At 36.9% G+C, this 19,161-nt stretch carries 17 protein-coding genes; 1 reads left to right on the forward strand and 16 read right to left on the reverse strand.

Translation table 11 applies throughout. The annotated features are described in order from the left end of the window. Positions 1 to 28: 28 nt before the first annotated feature. Positions 29 to 2,077, reverse strand: a complete 2,049-nt coding sequence (locus RST01_RS01695; protein WP_147193603.1) for a sigma 54-interacting transcriptional regulator — start codon at positions 2,075 to 2,077, stop codon at positions 29 to 31. Between the two features lie 133 nt (positions 2,078 to 2,210). Between RST01_RS01695 and RST01_RS01700 the strand changes: the two genes are divergently transcribed. Then, entirely contained in the window at positions 2,211 to 2,450 is a 240-nt protein-coding gene (locus RST01_RS01700) for a DUF2627 domain-containing protein (RefSeq protein ID WP_147195066.1), read from the forward strand. 78 nt (positions 2,451 to 2,528) lie between these two features. Here the strand turns inward: RST01_RS01700 and RST01_RS01705 are convergent, their stop codons facing one another. The 15 genes from RST01_RS01705 to RST01_RS01775 form a co-directional block, all read right to left on the reverse strand. Continuing rightward, positions 2,529 to 3,251, reverse strand: coding sequence for a glycerophosphodiester phosphodiesterase (locus RST01_RS01705; RefSeq protein WP_147193604.1), 723 nt, complete (start codon positions 3,249 to 3,251; stop codon positions 2,529 to 2,531). Next, the gene (locus tag RST01_RS01710) at positions 3,244 to 4,815 is read right to left on the reverse strand and encodes a flagellar assembly protein A (RefSeq protein WP_147193605.1); all 1,572 of its coding nucleotides are present in this window, start codon (positions 4,813 to 4,815) and stop codon (positions 3,244 to 3,246) included. Before RST01_RS01710 ends, RST01_RS01705 begins: the two co-directional genes overlap by 8 nt. A 1,306-nt stretch (positions 4,816 to 6,121) precedes the next feature. Further along, positions 6,122 to 6,544, reverse strand: coding sequence for a hypothetical protein (locus tag RST01_RS01715; RefSeq protein ID WP_147193606.1), 423 nt, complete (start codon positions 6,542 to 6,544; stop codon positions 6,122 to 6,124). Between the two features lie 596 nt (positions 6,545 to 7,140). Next, entirely contained in the window at positions 7,141 to 7,932 is a 792-nt protein-coding gene (spo0A, locus tag RST01_RS01720) for a sporulation transcription factor Spo0A (protein ID WP_066786694.1), read from the reverse strand. A gap of 288 nt (positions 7,933 to 8,220) precedes the next feature. Beyond that, a complete protein-coding gene (locus RST01_RS01725) occupies positions 8,221 to 9,180 on the reverse strand; it encodes a SpoIVB peptidase S55 domain-containing protein (protein WP_147193607.1) in 960 nt (319 codons plus the stop codon). A 120-nt stretch (positions 9,181 to 9,300) separates the two neighbouring features. Further along, positions 9,301 to 11,001 carry a DNA repair protein RecN gene (recN, locus tag RST01_RS01730; protein WP_147193608.1) on the reverse strand — a complete coding sequence of 567 codons (1,701 nt, stop codon included), beginning with the start codon at positions 10,999 to 11,001 and terminating at the stop codon, positions 9,301 to 9,303. Positions 11,002 to 11,021: 20 nt separating this feature from the next. Further along, entirely contained in the window at positions 11,022 to 11,471 is a 450-nt protein-coding gene (ahrC, locus tag RST01_RS01735) for a transcriptional regulator AhrC/ArgR (protein WP_066786684.1), read from the reverse strand. Between the two features lie 97 nt (positions 11,472 to 11,568). After that, on the reverse strand, positions 11,569 to 12,390 hold the full coding sequence (locus RST01_RS01740) for a TlyA family RNA methyltransferase (protein WP_147193609.1): 822 nt from the start codon (positions 12,388 to 12,390) through the stop codon (positions 11,569 to 11,571). Then, positions 12,387 to 14,297: a 1-deoxy-D-xylulose-5-phosphate synthase gene (gene dxs / locus RST01_RS01745; protein WP_147193610.1), complete on the reverse strand. Its 1,911-nt coding sequence runs from the start codon at positions 14,295 to 14,297 to the stop codon at positions 12,387 to 12,389. Before dxs ends, RST01_RS01740 begins: the two co-directional genes overlap by 4 nt. A gap of 317 nt (positions 14,298 to 14,614) precedes the next feature. After that, entirely contained in the window at positions 14,615 to 15,499 is an 885-nt protein-coding gene (locus tag RST01_RS01750) for a polyprenyl synthetase family protein (RefSeq protein ID WP_147193611.1), read from the reverse strand. Then, positions 15,496 to 15,738 (reverse strand): exodeoxyribonuclease VII small subunit, encoded by a 243-nt coding sequence (locus RST01_RS01755; RefSeq protein ID WP_147193612.1) that lies wholly within the window; start codon positions 15,736 to 15,738, stop codon positions 15,496 to 15,498. Before RST01_RS01755 ends, RST01_RS01750 begins: the two co-directional genes overlap by 4 nt. A 2-nt stretch (positions 15,739 to 15,740) precedes the next feature. Beyond that, positions 15,741 to 17,090, reverse strand: coding sequence for an exodeoxyribonuclease VII large subunit (xseA, locus tag RST01_RS01760; RefSeq protein ID WP_147193613.1), 1,350 nt, complete (start codon positions 17,088 to 17,090; stop codon positions 15,741 to 15,743). A gap of 129 nt (positions 17,091 to 17,219) precedes the next feature. Continuing rightward, the gene (gene folD / locus RST01_RS01765) at positions 17,220 to 18,089 is read right to left on the reverse strand and encodes a bifunctional methylenetetrahydrofolate dehydrogenase/methenyltetrahydrofolate cyclohydrolase FolD (protein WP_147193614.1); all 870 of its coding nucleotides are present in this window, start codon (positions 18,087 to 18,089) and stop codon (positions 17,220 to 17,222) included. A 24-nt stretch (positions 18,090 to 18,113) separates the two neighbouring features. Next, on the reverse strand, positions 18,114 to 18,488 hold the full coding sequence (gene nusB, locus RST01_RS01770) for a transcription antitermination factor NusB (protein WP_147193615.1): 375 nt from the start codon (positions 18,486 to 18,488) through the stop codon (positions 18,114 to 18,116). Positions 18,489 to 18,747: 259 nt separating this feature from the next. Then, a complete protein-coding gene (locus RST01_RS01775) occupies positions 18,748 to 19,149 on the reverse strand; it encodes an Asp23/Gls24 family envelope stress response protein (RefSeq protein WP_147193616.1) in 402 nt (133 codons plus the stop codon). Between the last annotated feature and the right edge of the window lie 12 nt (positions 19,150 to 19,161).

The following is a 19,161-nucleotide window of genomic DNA, read 5'->3' on the forward strand; positions in this document are numbered from 1 at the left end:
AGATCTGTGCAGTTATTTGCACGCCATTTTATGCAAGTTCATATTTTTCTAATTTATAATACAAGCTTCTAATCGAAATTTGCAACGCTTTAGCAGTCTGTGTTTTATTATATCTATTGTCCTTGAGAGCGGTTTCAATAATTCTTTTTTCATATTGGGCCATTGCTTCATCCAATGTTCCGTTATATATTTCTTCTTCTACTTTGCCCTCTACAGTTGAGGTTTTTTGCGTCGAAATTTGCACATAATTCTCCTGTAATTCTGTTTCAGCAGCAGGCATAAAGATCATCGCCCGCCCAATCACATTCTCTAATTCTCTTACATTACCAGGCCATTGATAGTTTCTTAACTTTTGAATTACTCCTCTAGTCACCTTTGTTACATTTCGACCATACTCACGGTTGAGTTTTTGAAGCAGACGATCTACGAGCTGTGGGATATCTTCAAGTCTGTTTCGAAGTGGTGGGATATAAATTGGCATGCGATTAAGCCTGTAGTAGAGATCCTCTCGAAACGTATGGTCATGAAGCGCTTTTTCCATATTGACATTTGTGGCTGCAATGATACGGACATCTATAGGAATGGGTTTTGTAGCGCCCACTCTAACAATCTCGTGTTCTTGTAAAACACGTAAAAGTTTGGCCTGGGTGCTAAGCGACAGCTCGCCAATTTCATCTAAAAAGATACTACCTCCGTTCGCCTCTTCAAAAAGCCCACGCTTGCCGCCTTTTTTAGCTCCAGTAAAGGCACCTTCTTCATAGCCAAACAATTCGCTTTCCAATAAATTTTCAGCAATTGCCGCACAATTGACTCTAATAAACTTCTCATAGTGGCGATTACTTTCACTATGTATTGCATGGGCAAATAATTCTTTCCCTGTACCTGATTCGCCCCTTAGAAAGACCGTCACCGGCGTTTTTGCAGCGAGCTTAGCTTGTTCAATCGCAAGCTTCATTTCTTCTGAATCGCCGATTATATCATCGAAAACATACTTTGATTCTAGTGTTCGTATAATTGTTTTCGCTTGGCTCAATTCCTTAGATAAGTTGCGCATCTCTGTTACATCATGGATGACCCCTACGCTGCCTTTAAGCTCATCTTCAACTAGAATTGGCGCCACATTGACGATAACTTCTCTTTTGGAAGGTCCTAAGCGCAAATTAACTCCTCGTATCGGCTTTTTGGTTTCAAGCACTTTTAAATGCATACTCTCACCTTCTGAAATATCGGTAGTTGCAGGCTTACCGATAATCTCTTCAGGTGACAAGCCTGTAATCCTTGTATAAGCCGGATTGACTACAATACCTCTTCCCTTCTCATCCACTACAGAGATCGCGTCGTCGCTCGATTGTATAATAGCTTCTAGCATCTTTTTTACTTCTTTCAGATCAGTAATCTCTTCCGCTAAGGCAACAACTTCAGAAATATCTTTAAATATTGCAAGTACACCAATTTGTTCTGACTTTTCATCTACCATTGGAATTTTGGAAAGCACGACCTTTTTTCCGGATGGAAGAATTAATTCTTGATTTGTCTCTGCTTGACCTGTTTCAATCACTTGCTCAAGTTCAAGAGCATTCATAACGTCTTTATAATGCTTGCCAACTGCTTTTTCTATTGGTGTATTAGTAAGTCGCATAGCACTTTGATTATAAAAAATAATTTCTCCTTTTTGATTAACGCTCATCATGCCTTCATCTATAGAGTTAAAGATAATTTGCTGTCTTCTAGAAAATGCTTGGATTTTTTGAATATAATAATCTTTCTCCTGCAAAAGTTTGATAATAATCTCAATCACGCTACCCGGTATCACAGTCGTATTATGGGGTAACTCCTCGACCAATTCGTCATATACCTTCGGATTACCAGTTACATCAATCGCCATATCGATAGAAGCATTCTTAAAATCACGCCAGTCATTTGCTGTAGCAATTCCTGACTTTTTAGCTTCTTTTATGCCTTTAGCATTATCATTTTTATCGATAACAGCCACTGTTTGCCAGTCTGACGAATGTGCGAGTAATTGCAGAATGGCTGTACCTCCTTTTCCTGCACCTACAATCATAATCCTATGCATTCTTATTCACTCCTTCCAAATATGTATGAAAATTCTTTCATATGGTTAGCTATCATCTTATCGGAAGTTTCCTATCTTGACAATGTGCAGGATACAAGTAAAAATGGATTATATTAGAGGAGTTGAACCAAAAATGGGGCGTTTTATTGCTTTTGTCATTCTAGCCATACCCGCTATTATGGCAGCAGCGGGCATCAAATTAATGCGAGATACATTTTTCGCCAAGTTATTCGATCCGATTCCATATCTTTGGCTACAATTTGTAATAGGGATTGTATTGTTTTTAATCGGCTTTGGATTTTTTGCCGGCTTTTTATTAAACCGTGATCGCAGAAATGGACGAGTTGCGCAAAAATATACAAAGAAAAAATAACATTGTGCAAAAAGCACCGACAAGAACGTAGTGTTCTCTTCGGTGCTTTTTGTATAATTATCTGAGCTTTACATTGATTTATTTAGTCTCCTGCATTTTCCGCACTTTCTCTGGATAGTCAGTAATCCATCCGATAACCGCATCATGCGGTTCTTTCAGAAATTGTTCATCACCTGTAATGTTATAAAAGCGGCATTTTCTTCCTTGAGCAGTAAGTGCATCAAGATACCTATTTTTATAATAACGCGATTTATTCGCATGAATTACATCTACGTATGGCAATTTGTCTAACTCTGCCCAGTTCAATTTCTTTGTTGTAATTAAGGCGGTCTCTATTCTTGGCGCTATTTCTTTTGCCTTTTCTAGCAATTCAGGATGAAACGATGAAATATGTAAATTTGGTATTTCACTACATTTCGCCACAGTCTCTCTTAGAGCGCTTTCATCTTGAAGCAGTGACTCTTTTAATTCCACATTAAGGGGTACAGAATGGACTTTGTGCCAACCTAGAAACTCATCAAACGTGCTAATTTTAGCTCCGCTAAACCTTCTAAAGAAAAATTTTCCAACATGTAATAGTTTAACCTGTTGGTAATACAAATTCGAAATCAGCTCATTTTTCCCTGTAAGACGCCTTAAATTATGATCATGAATCACAACTGGAATATGATCTTTCGTCGCTTGAATATCTAATTCTATACCATCTGCCCCTGATACTAACGCTAATTCAAAAGCATCTAGCGTATTCTCAATACCTCGAGCAGAAGCGCCTCTATGCGCAAAAACGAGCGGTCTAGACATTTAAAACACCACTTTCCAATTTAAATTCTCCTTTCGTCATTTGTTGAATAGTTGATCTTTCAGAACCTATTTGGAGAGTTGTCTCTGGATATGCAGCTTTGGTAATGGAAATTTTTTCATTACCACTACTCTTCAGTAGATGCAAAATCTCATCTATTTCATATTCAAGTATCTCAATTTGAGACTCCTTTTCTTTTATATTACTAGCAATCTTATCGTACGTTTGGCGCTGAACTGGCATCATTTTATGCAAGAACTTTTGCAATTGAGCTAGCTTTCCTCTTAAATCTTTCAGTTCATGCTCCAGATTCTCTATTTCATCACTTTTTTCTTTAATCTTTTTTAAGCTATCTTTGCGATCCGGGAGTGAAATAATCAGGTCTGTTTTACGACCAAGCTGATTGCCAACCCATGCTGCATGAATCGAATTTTTTGCACAAATACTTCCACCTATAAGTTTACCCTTATTTTCATCGACTCTGATATTTTGTGCCTTCATATCTGTACTGATGGCATATGTACTTATAAAAATGGTTTCTTTCGCAGCTAAATAGCAGTCATTGGTATACTGTACATAAATATTTTGACCCGCCATCACTTTCGTAATTTTGTTACCATATATACCTCCACAAACATAGACATCTCCGTGAGTAGATTGTATAAGTTCAGCTCCAGTTACACCTTCTTTGCTCTCAATCAGTATGTCACCTGTCGCCTTGACTGTAAATCCAGGTAGAATAGTTCCTCGAATAGTAATCGAGCCTGTGAACTCCAGATTGCCCGTTTCGACTCCCACATCACTCGGTATTTGAAGGTGCTTTTGAACAGATAATGGAGGATAAGGATGCTCGATGACACCATCGAAAGAAGCGTGGATGGTCACTATACCACTCGACTCTTTTTCATAAATAGATTTTTCATCATAAACCAACGTAAAATCTTTACCATCCATTGCCTCTATTCGTTGGCCTAAAACACTTTTCCCCGGAATTCCTTTCTTCGCAGGAATTTTTTCTCCTAACCATTCATCTTTTTTCACTTCCTGAATAAAGTTGATATCATAATGGTTTGCACGGCCATTATCAAGGATTTGGGGTTTCTTTTTTGGAAAGCTTTTATATGTAATCTTCGCATCTTCACCCTTTTGGGGAGGTTGGCCTTTTGCTATGACTGTTGGTTTTCCTAATAGAACAGTTTCAAGCGAAAGGGTTATATAACCATATTGGACACCCGCATTTTCTGCTGCTTCTTTAATTTGTTTATTCATAATCAACTCATCCTGAAATAGAGATGCAGGATGATCATTAATATACATAGTAGCTGCCATACCGTCACGTGCTATAACGATTTCAATGGGCGGCAGCCAATAGCCAATTTCTTGTTCTTCTTTTGAACAATTTAAAAAGACACTTCGCAATGCTTGAAAACCATTTAATTTAATTCTTTTGAATTTTTTTAATACAGGCTCAAACTCTTTTAAAGAATAACCTTCTTTTTTAACTAATACATAGACAATCGCTTCTTTTTCCATAAGCATAATCCAATCATTTTCAAAAAGAACCAACTTAAAAACCTCCCATCATTCTTTAATTATAGCACTTATTTCCTAATGTACAAAAATATCCATTTACTGTTCTAATGATAAATAGTAATTGAAGATTAAAATTCTAGCACTTTTAATTCCCCCTATAACTGGCTCCGTACTTTTTAATGTATGAAATTTCTTCTTTTTTAAACAATGAATTATAGCTATAAGAGATATTATAATCTGCCGGACTATTTTCAATTTTATTATAGTATTTGTTAGGTAATTTTAATTTATATTGATTTAATTTTAAATAATAACTATTATCTTCTTTAGAAATATCTTTTTTCTCAACTGTATATCTTCCATTCGATATTTCTTCATAAAATAGTTTATTAATTCCCCAAATACAAAAAAGGATGAAGATAAATAGATTACATTTATAATATACATTGATGGATTTAAAGATTCATTAATCAATAATTAAATAGCTCTGGAACTCCCCTTAAAAATCACCACTTCCTCAAATATCTTTGTTCACTTTGCAACATAATCTCCACTACAGAGTACATTACAGGTAAAAAATTCACTAAATAAAGCTAATCGTGCATTATACTATCTACATATCTATTTTGAAGGAGCTCTATTTCTTGAATGGACTGGCCCATAAAAATTCATAACAAGAAACTTAACAAAAGAAAAAAGCAAAAGAAATTTCTAAAACTGTACTTTATATTACAAATAGCATTTAATGATAAGTGGTTTTTTACCCCATTTATTTTAATAATTCATTCAATATATTAATTTAAAGTACAATTTCAAGAAAATTAATTAATGAAAGGAGAAGTAATGATGTTGGGCGGAATTCATTGGAGTTACATGTTAGTTCATCTTTTTATCATTTGGCTAATAGTTTTAATAACCGTACTTATTAGAAGAAAAAATTTGAATTCAACAAATAAACATTATATTACTATTGCTGCAATTATTATTGTTTTTCTTACTGTTCTACACTTTTTAGGATACCAAATATCTTTCATTTTTAGATTAATCGAATGGTCTACCAAATTTATCTTACCCTGGATAGCACTATATTGGCTAACTAGAGCAATAAAGCTATTAGAAAAAAAGATAAAATAATGTAAAAGAGAGCGATTGTTCATTATAAGAACAGTCGCTTTTTTTATTTAACTAACATTTCAAAGCAAATTAATTATCATCCTCTTACTGTACCTGTTATTTTTATCATTATTTTATTTTTGAGCAATGAAGCCGTTTTTTCTATCAAACAAAAAAGACAGTCTTATAAGCCGCACTTTATAAATTTCCTAACCTTTTTGTAATTTCAGCTGCTGGGAAGATCCCTATTAAAAGATACTTCGCCTACCTCTTCAATATTAATGGTTAATACTCGCCAATCCTCTACTCCGAACAAGGATTCACCAATTGACGAATATATTGTTTCAGCTAAATCTTTTTTACTTAAAAGGTCGTCTTCAGCTAATTTAATTGTAGCTTTAATTTCATTGCCCTTATTACTGAATTTAGTTATTTTATCGCCTTCACGGATGCTGTCGCTAATTATTTCTTTAAAATCAACATCATCTGATTCATTTTCCAATTCTTCAGTTGGTGCTGATTCTTCCGTTTCTGTTTGGGCTTGTACTTGCACTGATTCAGATTCAGCAGATCTGTCTTCATCGTTATTTCCACATGCAGCTAGTAATAATAGAAATAGCACGTCGGTAAATAATATGTATTTTTTCATAGTATTCCTCCTATTTTTTACATTTAATAAATACTATAGCATATCTAATAAAATAAATTAGGATTGTTGAATAAAAATGCTAGTAGCTCCTGGTGGTTAAGTGATGCATATTTTAATGATCAGCTAGTGGTTTCAAGGAGCTTAATTGCTGAAATATTTTCAATAGAATTATCTTGATTTCTCTTTAGGCTTGTAAAAAATTAAAGCAATTGTTGTATCAGATCATTGTTTTTTATAGAATTTAGCGACTTTTCTATTGCGGTAACTGTATATTTACCTCTTTCGTAGAATTATCAATATTTAATTCTTGCTTTATATAATTTATAACAAGTGTTAATGATATGTGATAACTTCTTAAAGTTTTTTGCGATAAATGTTTTAAATCTAATTACAACATAAACAGTTCAACTGTAAGTAAATTTCTATAAAATTTTTTCTATAGAAAGCAAAAAAGCACACCTCCAGTTGTTGAATTTTACATAAACTCAATAAATGGAAATGTGCTATATAATACAATTATTTAATAGTAGTTTATTGCTTTATAAATAATTACAATGGCAATTTACTATTATTCTATTTCAAGGCTTTAAACCGCTTTAAACAGCCACCATTTCAATACGAATCTTATCAGCGATCATAGCGATAAATTCTGAATTGGTTGGCTTAGATTTTAAGTGATGGACTGTATAACCAAACATTTTGGAAATAGATTCGTAGTTTCCGCGGTTCCATGCAACTTCGATAGCATGGCGAATTGCACGCTCTACCCGTGATGGCGTCGTATCAAATTTCTTTGCAATATCTGGATAAAGAATTTTGGTAATGGAACCTAATAAATCTACATCGAGATAGACCATTTGGATGGCTTCTCGTAAATATGCATAGCCTTTGATATGGGCTGGAACGCCTATTTCTTTAATTATTGCCGTAATAGTTGCATCTAATTGGCGCTGATCCATCTTTTGTGGAGTGGAGCTTTGCAGGACACTAACCCTTTTTTGTTTTTCCACTTTTTTACCGCCCACTTGCAGTATTTTAGACGCTAAACGATCATATTCAAAAGGCTTTAGCATAAAGTAAGATGCACCAAGCTCTGCTGCTTGTTTCATTACATCTTCTTGTCCAAATGCAGTCAACATAATTACTTGCATACTATTAAGCTGTGGGTTTTCATGGATCGTTTCCAATACAGCCAACCCGTCAAGGTGCGGCATAATTATATCTAATAACAGCACATCCGGCACTTGGCTTTCTAGCATTTTCAAACATTGTTTGCCATTTGTCGCTGTGCTGATTACATCAATTTCTGGTTGCTGTGACAGATACTCCTCCAGAGCTTTCACCAACTCACTATTATCATCCACAATTGCAACTTTTACTTTGTTCATACAGGACTCCTCCTTCATTTTTCCCAAGATTCAATCTGATTTTTGTTTCTTGCATAAATCTAGACATACGTTTGATACAAAATGGTAAATTCGACATCTTTACGGATAGCCCTTCAATTTTTTGAAAAATGAGTATGAAGGAATATGAATAATTTCAATTTCGACAATATTATGTAAATTAATTCGTGGTGTTTATTGACTATTATTGTAACAGATTTTTTGTAAAAAGAATACCAAATAAAAAGAAGAAAAAGCTGTCTCTTTCTTAGAGACAGCTAAAAATAAATTTTATGCAGGTTGATTTTTAAGCATTTCAGTAATTGGCAACGCAGCGCCTTTTTCCGGGCTTTCAATATACATGTGAGTAACCGCCCCGGCAAAATGACCATTTTGAATAATTGGGCTTCCGCTCATCCCTTGCAAAATTCCACCTGTTTTTTCTTTTAAGACAGGATCCGTTACTTCTATTTGAAAACTTTTGTTGTTCACTTTTGTAATCGTGATATCGAAGGTTTCTACCTTTTTTCCTTGAATAGTTGTTAATATTTTGGCCGGGCCTTTTTTAATTTGAGATGGCTGCATAATTTCAATTGCTTTTGGCAATGATGGTTGTAAAGTGTTTTGCCATTTTCCAAAAATGCCATATGAACTATTTAGCTCAATATCTCCAATTTCGCCATTTCCATTCTCTACAGAAGAAATTTTGTAACCTGGTTCTCCTGGAATACTTTTCTTAATATGTTCTATTCGCGCATAAAAAATGGACCCATCATTAAAATTCGGCGGTTCCTGCAATATCTGGTCAATAATCTGATGGCCAAGCGCTCCATATTGTTTTGTTTCTGGATCTAAAAAAGTGAGTGTTCCAATCCCATCTGTCTCGTCGCGCAAAAAATTCATGACAGATGCCATTTCTTCTTTCCGCACTTTGACGGTTTGATCTTCCCCATCTCGTCCAACTGTCATCTTAATGGCATCTTTTGATGAACTTTTCAAGATTTGATGGATGTTCTCAAGCTTCTTGATTTTAGTCTTATTCACTTTCTTGACGATATCTCCTCTTTTTAGCCAGCTTCCTTCTTGCAACAAGACATCATTTGAAACCGTCACATTTGCCAGCTGCAATTCCACACCGATTGAATCCCCCATTGGTATCACCTTCTTAGCGGCGCTTGCCATTGTCGACATGGATAACAGTATTCCCAGCAAAATGATCAAGCTCAAGAAAGAGCGCTTTGCATTTCTCATATGCCACCTCCTTTTTTAATTATCATGGCTATAATTGAGATAGTTATGAAAGGTAAATATTTGTGCACCTATTTGGCGTATAAAAAAACACCTCACATTTATGTAAGATGTTTTGCTATTTTATGCATGCATTGTTTTCTTTCTTTCATTTGCAATGTCGATCAATTCTTTAGCATGTTGGAAAGTCAGATCTGTTACTTCTGCGCCAGACATAATTCTGCTAATTTCACCAATCCGATCATCATCAAAAATCTCAGTCAAAGATGTAAATGTTCTGTGTGCATCTTCTTGCTTTTGGATATAATAATGATGATCAGCCATTGCGGCAACTTGAGGCAAATGAGAAATACATAAAACCTGTGAATGTATTGAAACCGCTGCAATTTTTTCAGCAATAGCTTGAGCAACTCGTCCGCTAACGCCAGTATCGACTTCATCAAATATAATGGAAGTAATACCATTAGATGAAGAAAAAATCGTTTTAAGCGCTAGCATGACACGTGAAAGTTCCCCGCCAGACGCGATTTTCGTCAATGGTTTAGGCGGTTCTCCTATATTTGTCGCAATATAAAAGACAACACGGTCAACTCCATATTGATCAAACTGACCAGGAGCCAATGTTTCAAAATGAACACTAAATTCGGCTTTTTCCATATACAATTCACGTAACTGCTGCATAATGGAAAAAGACAACTGTTCCCCTACAATTTTGCGAATACTTGTTAGTTTTTCGGCGGTTTTTTGCAATGTTTTTTGCAATCTCATTAATTGCTGTTCTTTTTTTTGGATATTTTCATCTCTGTTTAAGAGAGATGCCAATTCCTCGCCTATTTTTTCACGATACGTTAGAATTTCTTCTAAAGTATGCCCATATTTACGCTTCATTGATCCAATAAGAGCTAAACGTTGCTCTACTTCATTCAGCCTCTCTGGATCAAATTCAAGCTCATCCAGAATATTTTTCACTCCAAATGCAGCTTCTTGCAAATTGTAAAATGCGTTCGATACAGCTTCTGAATACTCATTAAAGCTTTCGTCAACAGTAGCCACATCCTCTAATGCGGACATAGCTTGACCAATCCAATCAAGCCCTTTTGATTCACCTAAAATGGTTTCGTGCGCTGTACTTGCGCCTTCAAATATTTTGTTGAAATTTAGCAGTCTTCTGCGTTCTTCCATTAATTCATCTTCTTCATTAGGCACAAATTTGCATGCATCAATTTCTTTGATTTGAAACTGAAAGAGATCAATTTTTTGTGCCACTTGTTGCTCATTAACTGAAATCGCAGCAAGCTCCTTTTTCAACAGGCGATATTCTTCGTATTGCGAAATATACAGCGTTTTTTGATCTGTGATTTGATCTCCTGCGAATTGATCAAGCAACGAAAGGTGATGCTTATCGTCCATTAATTCTTGGCTTTCGTGCTGGCCGTGAATGTCGATTAATGTTGCACCTATTTCCCTAAGTAATGATAGTGGGACAAGTTTTCCGTTGACTCGGCAAACACTTTTGCCGTTATCATTTAAGTCTCGTCTAAGGATGACCGAGCCTTCTTCTATATCAATGCCAGCTTCCGCACATTTAGAATATGCTGTATGCATCGATGAAGATAGGGTAAAAAGTCCTTCTAATTCGGCTTTTTTCGCCCCATGGCGAATAAATTCTTGAGATCCTCGCCCTCCTGCAAGAAGTTGCACGGCATCGATAATAATAGACTTCCCTGCCCCAGTTTCTCCAGTCAAGACCGTTAATCCTTCTTGAAAGTCGACCGTCAGATCTTCAATAATAGCGAAATTTTTAATTGACAGTTCTTTTAACAAGTTTCACACCCCGTTTACAGCTATAACATTTCCAACAAGCGATCTTTAATAAGGTTTCTTTCTTCATCTGCTCTGCAAATAATAAGAATTGTATCATCGCCGCAAATAGTTCCAAGAATTCCTTCCCAATCTAACCGATCCAATAAAGAACCGATTGCATGTGCGTTTCCTGGCAATGTTTTCATCACAAGCATATTGCTTGTACCATCTATAGACACAAAGGCATCCGCTAAAGCTCTATGCAGTTTTTGGATCGGATTAAAGCGTTGGTCTGCCGGTAAACTATATTTATAACGCCCATCATGCAATGGCACTTTTATTAAATGAAGTTCTTTAATATCTCTTGAAATGGTAGCTTGTGTCACATGGTAGCCTGCTTCTTTCAGCATATCCACTAATTCATCTTGTGTTTCTATCTCATTATTTGCGATCATATCGCGTATGCGAATATGTCTTTGGCTTTTATTCAACTGTGATCACCTCGTGCATAATTATGCTTATCTTAAATAAGGTAACATTTTTCCTATTGTTATACAAGAAAAAACACGGCCGTGAGTCGTGGCCGCGTTATTTCAATTGTTGATGTGCTTCATTTACTAACTTGTTGAAATCAGTAAATGAATGGACTTCCTCACCATTCTGAGGATTGTATAGATGGAATAAAAATTCAATATTTCCCTCTCCACCTGTAATTGGTGAGTAGGATGCATCTTTTAATACGAAACCAGTATTTTCAGCAAAGTTAGCCACTTTTTCTAATACTTCAAGATGTGTCTTAGCCTCTCGGACAATTCCTTTTTTCCCAACTTTATCTTTCCCTGCTTCAAATTGCGGTTTTACAAGTGCAATTACATCGCCCGTTGGTAATAACAATGTTTTCAAAACAGGTAAAATTAATTCAAGAGAAATAAATGAAACGTCGATTGTTGCAAAGTCTGGTAAACCAGAATCGAAGTTAACTGGTGTGACATAACGGAAATTGGTTTTTTCCATCACCGTTACACGTTCATCTGATCGTATTTTCCAAGCGAGTTGGTTTGAGCCTACATCTAGTGCATAACAGTGTTTTGCACCATTTTGCAGCGCACAATCAGTAAAGCCGCCTGTAGAAGATCCGATGTCCAACATAAGCTTTCCTGAGACATCTACATCAAATATATTTAAAGCCTTTTCTAATTTGAGACCACCGCGACTCACATACGGCAATTGTTGGCCTTTAATTTGAAGATCTGCATCAACTGAAATTTTTTCGCCCGCTTTGTCTACACGCACTTCTTTAGAAAAAACTTGGCCTGCCATGATCAAGCGTTTGGCTTTTTCACGTGTTTCGCAGAGGCCCCGTTGTACAAGCAATACATCTACTCGTTCTTTCGGTATTTTCGTTGTCATTTTGTTTCTAAACCCGCTTGCTTCTTAGATTTTTTATCGATAAGATGAAGCACGCTTTCTACAGCGTCTTCTTCTGTCATATGCAAATCACGTAGCAATAAGTCTACATTCCCGTGTTCAACAAATACATCAGGAATGCCCATGCGGTCAACTAAATCCGTATCATAACCATGGTCGTTTGCAAACTCTAACACAGCGCTCCCAAAACCACCTTCAAGCATGGCTTCTTCTATCGTAAGAATAGGCTTTTTGCTTTCAAATAAACGATGAAGCATATCTTCATCCATAGGCTTAATGAAACGAGCATTAATAATTTCCGTTTTGATACCTTTAGTAGCTAAGAGATCAGCTGCAGCTTTTGCCATTGGAATAGTGGTTCCGAACGTTAGAATTGCTGCATCAGTACCATCCTGTAATACTTCCCAAGTACCAATGTCAATCGGTTGCAATTCTTCATCCAACGGTACTCCTAAACCATTACCTCTTGGATAACGGAGTGCAATTGGACCTGCATCGTAATCAAGTGCCGTTTTTACCATATGCTGCCCTTCATTTTCATCTTTAGGCATCATAATCACCATGTTCGGCATGTGACGTAAAAAGGCAATATCGAAAACACCTTGGTGTGTTTCGCCATCTGCTCCCACCAAGCCTGCGCGGTCGATACCAATAAATACATTTAACTTTTGTCTGCAAATATCATGTAAAACTTGGTCATATGCACGTTGTAAGAATGTAGAGTAAATCGCAAGGAATGGTTTCGTTCCTTCTGCTGCCATCCCAGCTGCCATCGTAGTAGCATGTTGTTCTGCAATCCCTACATCAAAGAACCTATTTGGGAACTCTTTTGCAAATCCCTCTAATTTGGAACCCACTGGCATTGCAGGAGTGATGGTTACAACACGAGGATCCTTACGCGCAATGCGTGTGACTGTATCAGCAACCAATTTTGACCATGCAGGAGCTGTTGTTGAAGATTTAATAAAATCTCCTGTTTCAATTTTATATGGCCCAGTGCCATGCCAAGTACCAACAGTATCGTTTTCAGCAGGCGTATAGCCTTTTCCTTTTTTTGTTACAACGTGAATAAGGACAGGCCCTTGCGTTTTTTTAGCATTTTGTAACGTGTCTTCAAGGCTTTCAAAGCTATGACCATCAATTGGTCCGAGATAGGTAAAGCCTAATTCTTCAAAGAAAATGCCTGATACAAGCAAGTATTTCAAACTATCTTTCACACGCTCAGCTGTTGAAGCTAACTTACCGCCAACAGCAGGGATTTTCTTTAAAAGTCCCTCTAATTCATCTTTTGCTTTATTGTATTGACTCGCCGTGCGAAGGCGACCTAACACATTATGCAGAGCACCTACGTTAGGCGCAATAGACATCTCATTATCATTTAGAATCACAATCATATTTTTTTGTTCATGTCCGATATGGTTCAAAGCTTCTAACGCCATACCGCCTGTTAAAGCACCGTCACCAATAATAGGAACAATATAGTTATGTTCGCCTTTGACATCGCGGGCTGCTGCCATTCCCATTGCTGCTGAAAGGGATGTAGAACTGTGCCCTGTTTCCCACACATCATGTTCGCTTTCACTGCGTTTCGGGAAACCACACAATCCCTTATATTGTCTAAGTGAATCAAATTCACAAGCGCGTCCAGTCAAAATTTTGTGGACATACGCTTGATGGCCGACATCGAAAAGTAATTTATCTTCTGGGCTATTAAAAGCTCGATGCAAAGCTATCGTTAATTCAACAACCCCAAGATTTGGGCCAATATGACCTCCAGTATGAGCGCACTTTTCAATTAGAAACTTACGTATATCTTCACTAAGGTCCTGTAGTTGTTTTGTTGTACATTCTTTTAGAAAGGATGGACTAGATATCTGTGTTAAATCCATCGCCATCACACACCTTTTCATTATAGATTCATCGCACATTGTTGTTTTACACCATTATAACAGTGATAAAGTAAAACTTCACACATTGGGGGTCTTTTTTCTTCCCACATGAATTTTAGGATCATTTAATATGACATTAATAGACCTAACCCAGTATAGAGTATGAACTCAATTGGTTCAACTTAGCCTCTACATTTGAGAAAGCATCGTTCAGCCTTTCTTCACTGTTATAAACAGCTTTAAGAGAGTTTCCCCAAACATACATGGAAAATTGCTCAATAAAAGCATAGTAAACAATTGCACAAAATTTTGAGCTGTTACTTGTTACGATGAACAATATATTCAGCAAATTCTTTAAGTAAAATACTGTCAGAAGGCAATTTATCTAACGCTTCGATTGCTAAACGGAAATGTTGTTGCAATTTCTTGTTTGCCCCATCAAGTGTTAATAATGCAGGGTATGTGCTTTTGTCGCTTGCTACATCTTTGCCTGCTGTCTTACCAAGCTGCTCTGTGGTACCTACTACGTCTAAAATATCATCTTGTATTTGGAAGCATAATCCAATGTGATGGGCATATTCTGCCAATATGCTTCTTTCATCTGCTGTTGCATTAGCAAGTATAGCACCAGCTTCTATGCTAAAGCGAAGGATAGCACCTGTTTTATTAATATGGACTTTTTCTAGTTCTTCTAACGTCAGCTGCTTTTCTTCACCCTGAATATCTAGAATTTGACCGCCGACCATACCTTCCGCGCCAGCTGCAATACTTAATAGGTTGATGAGTTCTAAACGTTTCTCTGCATCCACATGTTGCATTCTAGCTAGTATGCCAAAAGCTAGAGTATTTAACGCATCACCAGCAAGAGTGGCAAAGGCTTCGCCGAAAACTTTATGATTTGTTAATTTGCCGCGTCGATAATCATCATTATCCATACTTGGCAAATCATCATGGATTAAAGAGTAGGTATGAATCATTTCAATGACAGCACCGACAGTATAAGCTGCATCATCTTTTACATTGAAATGATCCATAACAGCTAGCACAAATAAAGGGCGAACTCTTTTACCACCTGCATTCAGTGAATAAAGCATTGATTCCTTTAATATTTCCGGTGCTGTAATAATCTTCACAAGATCATCCATATGTTTTTCAACGAGTGGAATATTACTTTTCATGAATGATTGGAGTTGTAACGTCATTGTTTATTTCCCTCTTCTCCTGTAGGCTCGAACGGCTTTTCTTTGCCGCTTTCATCCATAATAGAGACAAGCTGTTCTTCTGCCTTTGTCAATTGGTCGTGGCAAAACTTTGATAGTTTCATTCCCTTTTTATACAGTTCAATTGCATCTTCAAGCGGCACTTCGCCTGTTTCTAATACTTGTACAATCTCTTCTAATTCGTTAATTGAAGTTTGGAAGGTTTGTTTTTCATTAGCCATTTTTAGTCTCCTTTCTTCGTAACAGATACAATGGATGCTAAAGCTTTTCCGTCATGCAAGTGTAGTTCAATTTGATCTTGTGTGTGAAGGTCATCAACTGATTTGACAACAGTACCCTTCTGGTATGCAATACTGTACCCTCTTGTCATGATAGAAAGTGGATTTAACGCTTCCAAAGTTCTGATTGCAGAACGAAACTCTTCTTTTTTTTGATTGATTTGCCCTACAATTGCTTTTTGCAAAGCACTTTCTAAATTGATTACATTTTTCTTTTCTTGCTTAATTTGTGTTACCGGTGTGCGTATTGCCAAGGTTTGATCCAATCTTTGAATAAGCTGTTTTTGATCTTTCACATAACGTACTGTCCCCTGTTGAAGCCTCTCATCTAAACGCATGAGCTGTTCGGTAAACGGTCGATAGAGCCTGTCAGGTAGACTGAGTGGATAGGATTTTTGCAAGCGGTCTAAACGGCTACGTTCGCTTCTAATTTTAGATTGAGTCAATTGAATTAGTTGAGCTTTTTTTGTGAGCAGATATTTCAAAAGTTCTTGGCTGCTTGGCACAGCAAGTTTTGCGGCTGCCGTCGGTGTTGCAGCTCTCGCATCTGCTACAAAATCAGCAATGGTCGTATCTGTCTCATGACCTACACCACTAATGATCGGCAACTTACTATTAAAGATAGCTCTTGCAACAATCTCTTCATTGAAAGCCCATAAATCCTCTATGGAACCTCCGCCACGACCAACAATTAATGTATCGATATTCGGTGTATTATTTGCCTGTTCAATTGCTTTCGCAATACTTTTGGCAGCATTTTCCCCCTGAACAAGTGCAGGAAAAATAACAATATCCACTAACTTATAGTGTTGTTTAATCGTCGTGCAAATATCACGGATAGCAGCACCAGTCGGAGCTGTCACAACTGCTATTCTTTGTGGAAAGGCTGGGATTTGTTTTTTATGGGTATCAGAAAATAGTCCCTCTTGCTGCAACTTCTCTTTTAATTGCTCAAATGCTAAGTAAAGACTACCTATACCATCCGGTTCCATTTCTTCGGCATATAATTGATATTGCCCGCCGCCTTCATAAACCGTTACATCCCCTTTAATCAACACTTTCATGCCATTTTCAGGTTTAAACTTCAATTTTTTAGCGCGCATAGCAAACATAACTGCTTTCACTTGCGACTTTTCATCTTTCAAGGTGAAGTAAATATGCCCAGACCCAATATGATGCTTCACATTGGAGAGTTCACCTTTAACATAAACATTGCGCAAATGAGGATCTGCATCAAACTTTTTTTTGATATATTTTGTAAGTGCTTGCACTGATAAATAAGGCATTGCCAAAATACGAAAACTCCTTATCTATACACTGGTAAAGATACCAGCGTTTATTCCTATTTCCCATTTCACAAAGATAGTTGTACTTATCAGTGAAATGGGCTGTCTTTCGCTAGAAAAACAGCCCATGTCTTCATATTATTTGACTAAAGGTTGTCTACTTGACTTCTTTTTGGCAGATTGCAATGTATTGTAAAGAAGCATTGTAATCGTCATAGGTCCGACTCCACCAGGTACAGGGGTAATAGCTGAAACTTTCTCAAAAACTGCATCGAAGTCAACATCCCCACAAAGTTTGCCATGATTATCTCTATTCATGCCTACATCAATCACGACTGCCCCATCTTTTACATCTTCTTTGCCGATTAACTTGGCACGGCCAGTCGCTACAACCAATATATCAGCTTGTTTTGTAATAGCACTTAAATCCTGTGTTTTAGAGTGGCAATACGTAACTGTTGCATCTTTTTTTAGTAGAAGCTGCCCCATCGGTATGCCAACTATATTGCTTCGGCCTACAACGACAGCATGCTTGCCTGCTACATCAACATTTGAGTATTCCAGCAGTTTCATAATCCCAGAAGGGGTACATGGCTGGAATGAGGGTTCACCAATCAGCATTTTACCTACATTGATTGGATGGAAACCGTCAACATCTTTATATGGAGATATAGCATCGATGATTTTTTGTTCATTGATATGTTTAGGCAACGGCAATTGCACTAAAATGCCATCAATCGCCGAATCAGTATTCAATTGTTCGATTTGAGATAACAGAGTATCTTCTGATATTTCGGCTTCAAATTGGATTAAACGCGAATAAATTCCTAGCTCTGAACAAGCTTTTTGCTTATTAGCCACATATGTATGCGATGCAGAGTCATCGCCGACCAAAATCACTGCTAAGCCAGGGGTAATGCCTTCACTCTTTAAGTCGTTCACTTCCTGTTGAATCGTTTCTCGAATCTTTCCACCAATTTCTTTACCATTGATCAATTTGCCTGACATTCTTTCCACCTCTATTTAAGGATTTTACGCAAATTTAGAAAGAACTCCATTCACAAATTTGCTGGATTGTTCATCGCCAAATGTCTTACTTAATTCAATTGCTTCATTTAATACAACACTTTTTGGTGTTTCAGGTGTAAATAACAGCTCATATGCTGCTAAACGCAAGATAGTGCGTTCAATTTTTGCTACGCGATCAAAAGACCAATTTTCAAGTTTTTCAGCTAGTGCTGCATCAATCTCCTGCAAATGCTCAGTTGTACCAGTTACTATCTTTTCATAGAACGTATCTGTCTCTTCACCCATGATATGCTCCATTGCTTCTTGTACTGTCAGCTCTGTATTTTCTAATTGGAAAAGGGTTTGTAATGCTTTTTCCCGCGCTTCTCGTCGCTTCATCTAAAATGTGCTCCTTTTACTACTACATCTGACCATTTTAATAATTGTCATTATGTGAAGTGTTTCATTTATTTACAATAGATTTATTTTATCACAAAACACCTATAGAAGCATGGATTCTTGCATGTTTTGAAAAATTCGACAATGGGGCTGAAATACTGTAAAAAAAAGGGCTCTTAAAAGCATAAAGATACCTTTAAGAACCCTTCTAAGAATGGTGTGAGTTCTCCACCACCAGAAGCTTCTGTATGACTTTTATTTAGTTTTTCATATCACTTTGATCAAATAAGATTCCTGTAATATGTACATTCACTTCTTTTGTTTGATGAGAGGTCATATTTACGATGGCTTCGCGAATATGTGATTGCACTTGTTTTGCAACCTTAGCAACTGATACACCATATTGGACAAAGCAATAAACATCGACGACTAAGCCTTCTTCTGTCCATTCAGTCTTAATGCCTTTGCCATGCACTTTTTTGCCGAACTTCTCTACAACACCTGTCGCAAAGTTGCCTCTTGTTTTTGAAATACCATCCACTTCAGTAGTCGCAATACCCGCAATCACTTCAATGACTTCAGGTGCTACCTCAATACGGCCAAGAGACGTCTTGTCAGCGGGTGTTTCTTGCGGTACTGAATGTACAATTTCGTCAGCCATTTAGCTTGCCCC

The organism is Rummeliibacillus stabekisii (assembly GCF_007988965.1).
Taxonomy (GTDB): domain Bacteria; phylum Bacillota; class Bacilli; order Bacillales_A; family Planococcaceae; genus Rummeliibacillus; species Rummeliibacillus stabekisii.

Coding starts and splice junctions, on each gene's coding strand:
- RST01_RS01755 (WP_147193612.1), bottom strand. CDS start 15,738: ATGGCTAATGAAAAACAAACCTTCCAAACTTCAATTAACGAATTAGAA.
- RST01_RS01725 (WP_147193607.1), bottom strand. CDS start 9,180: ATGAGAAATGCAAAGCGCTCTTTCTTGAGCTTGATCATTTTGCTGGGA.
- RST01_RS01740 (WP_147193609.1), bottom strand. CDS start 12,390: ATGACAACGAAAATACCGAAAGAACGAGTAGATGTATTGCTTGTACAA.
- RST01_RS01715 (WP_147193606.1), bottom strand. CDS start 6,544: ATGAAAAAATACATATTATTTACCGACGTGCTATTTCTATTATTACTA.
- spo0A (WP_066786694.1), bottom strand. CDS start 7,932: ATGAACAAAGTAAAAGTTGCAATTGTGGATGATAATAGTGAGTTGGTG.
- RST01_RS01775 (WP_147193616.1), bottom strand. CDS start 19,149: ATGGCTGACGAAATTGTACATTCAGTACCGCAAGAAACACCCGCTGAC.
- RST01_RS01705 (WP_147193604.1), bottom strand. CDS start 3,251: ATGTCTAGACCGCTCGTTTTTGCGCATAGAGGCGCTTCTGCTCGAGGT.
- RST01_RS01750 (WP_147193611.1), bottom strand. CDS start 15,499: ATGACGTTACAACTCCAATCATTCATGAAAAGTAATATTCCACTCGTT.
- RST01_RS01700 (WP_147195066.1), top strand. CDS start 2,211: ATGGGGCGTTTTATTGCTTTTGTCATTCTAGCCATACCCGCTATTATG.
- dxs (WP_147193610.1), bottom strand. CDS start 14,297: ATGGATTTAACACAGATATCTAGTCCATCCTTTCTAAAAGAATGTACA.
- RST01_RS01695 (WP_147193603.1), bottom strand. CDS start 2,077: ATGCATAGGATTATGATTGTAGGTGCAGGAAAAGGAGGTACAGCCATT.
- nusB (WP_147193615.1), bottom strand. CDS start 18,488: ATGAAGCGACGAGAAGCGCGGGAAAAAGCATTACAAACCCTTTTCCAA.
- folD (WP_147193614.1), bottom strand. CDS start 18,089: ATGTCAGGCAAATTGATCAATGGTAAAGAAATTGGTGGAAAGATTCGA.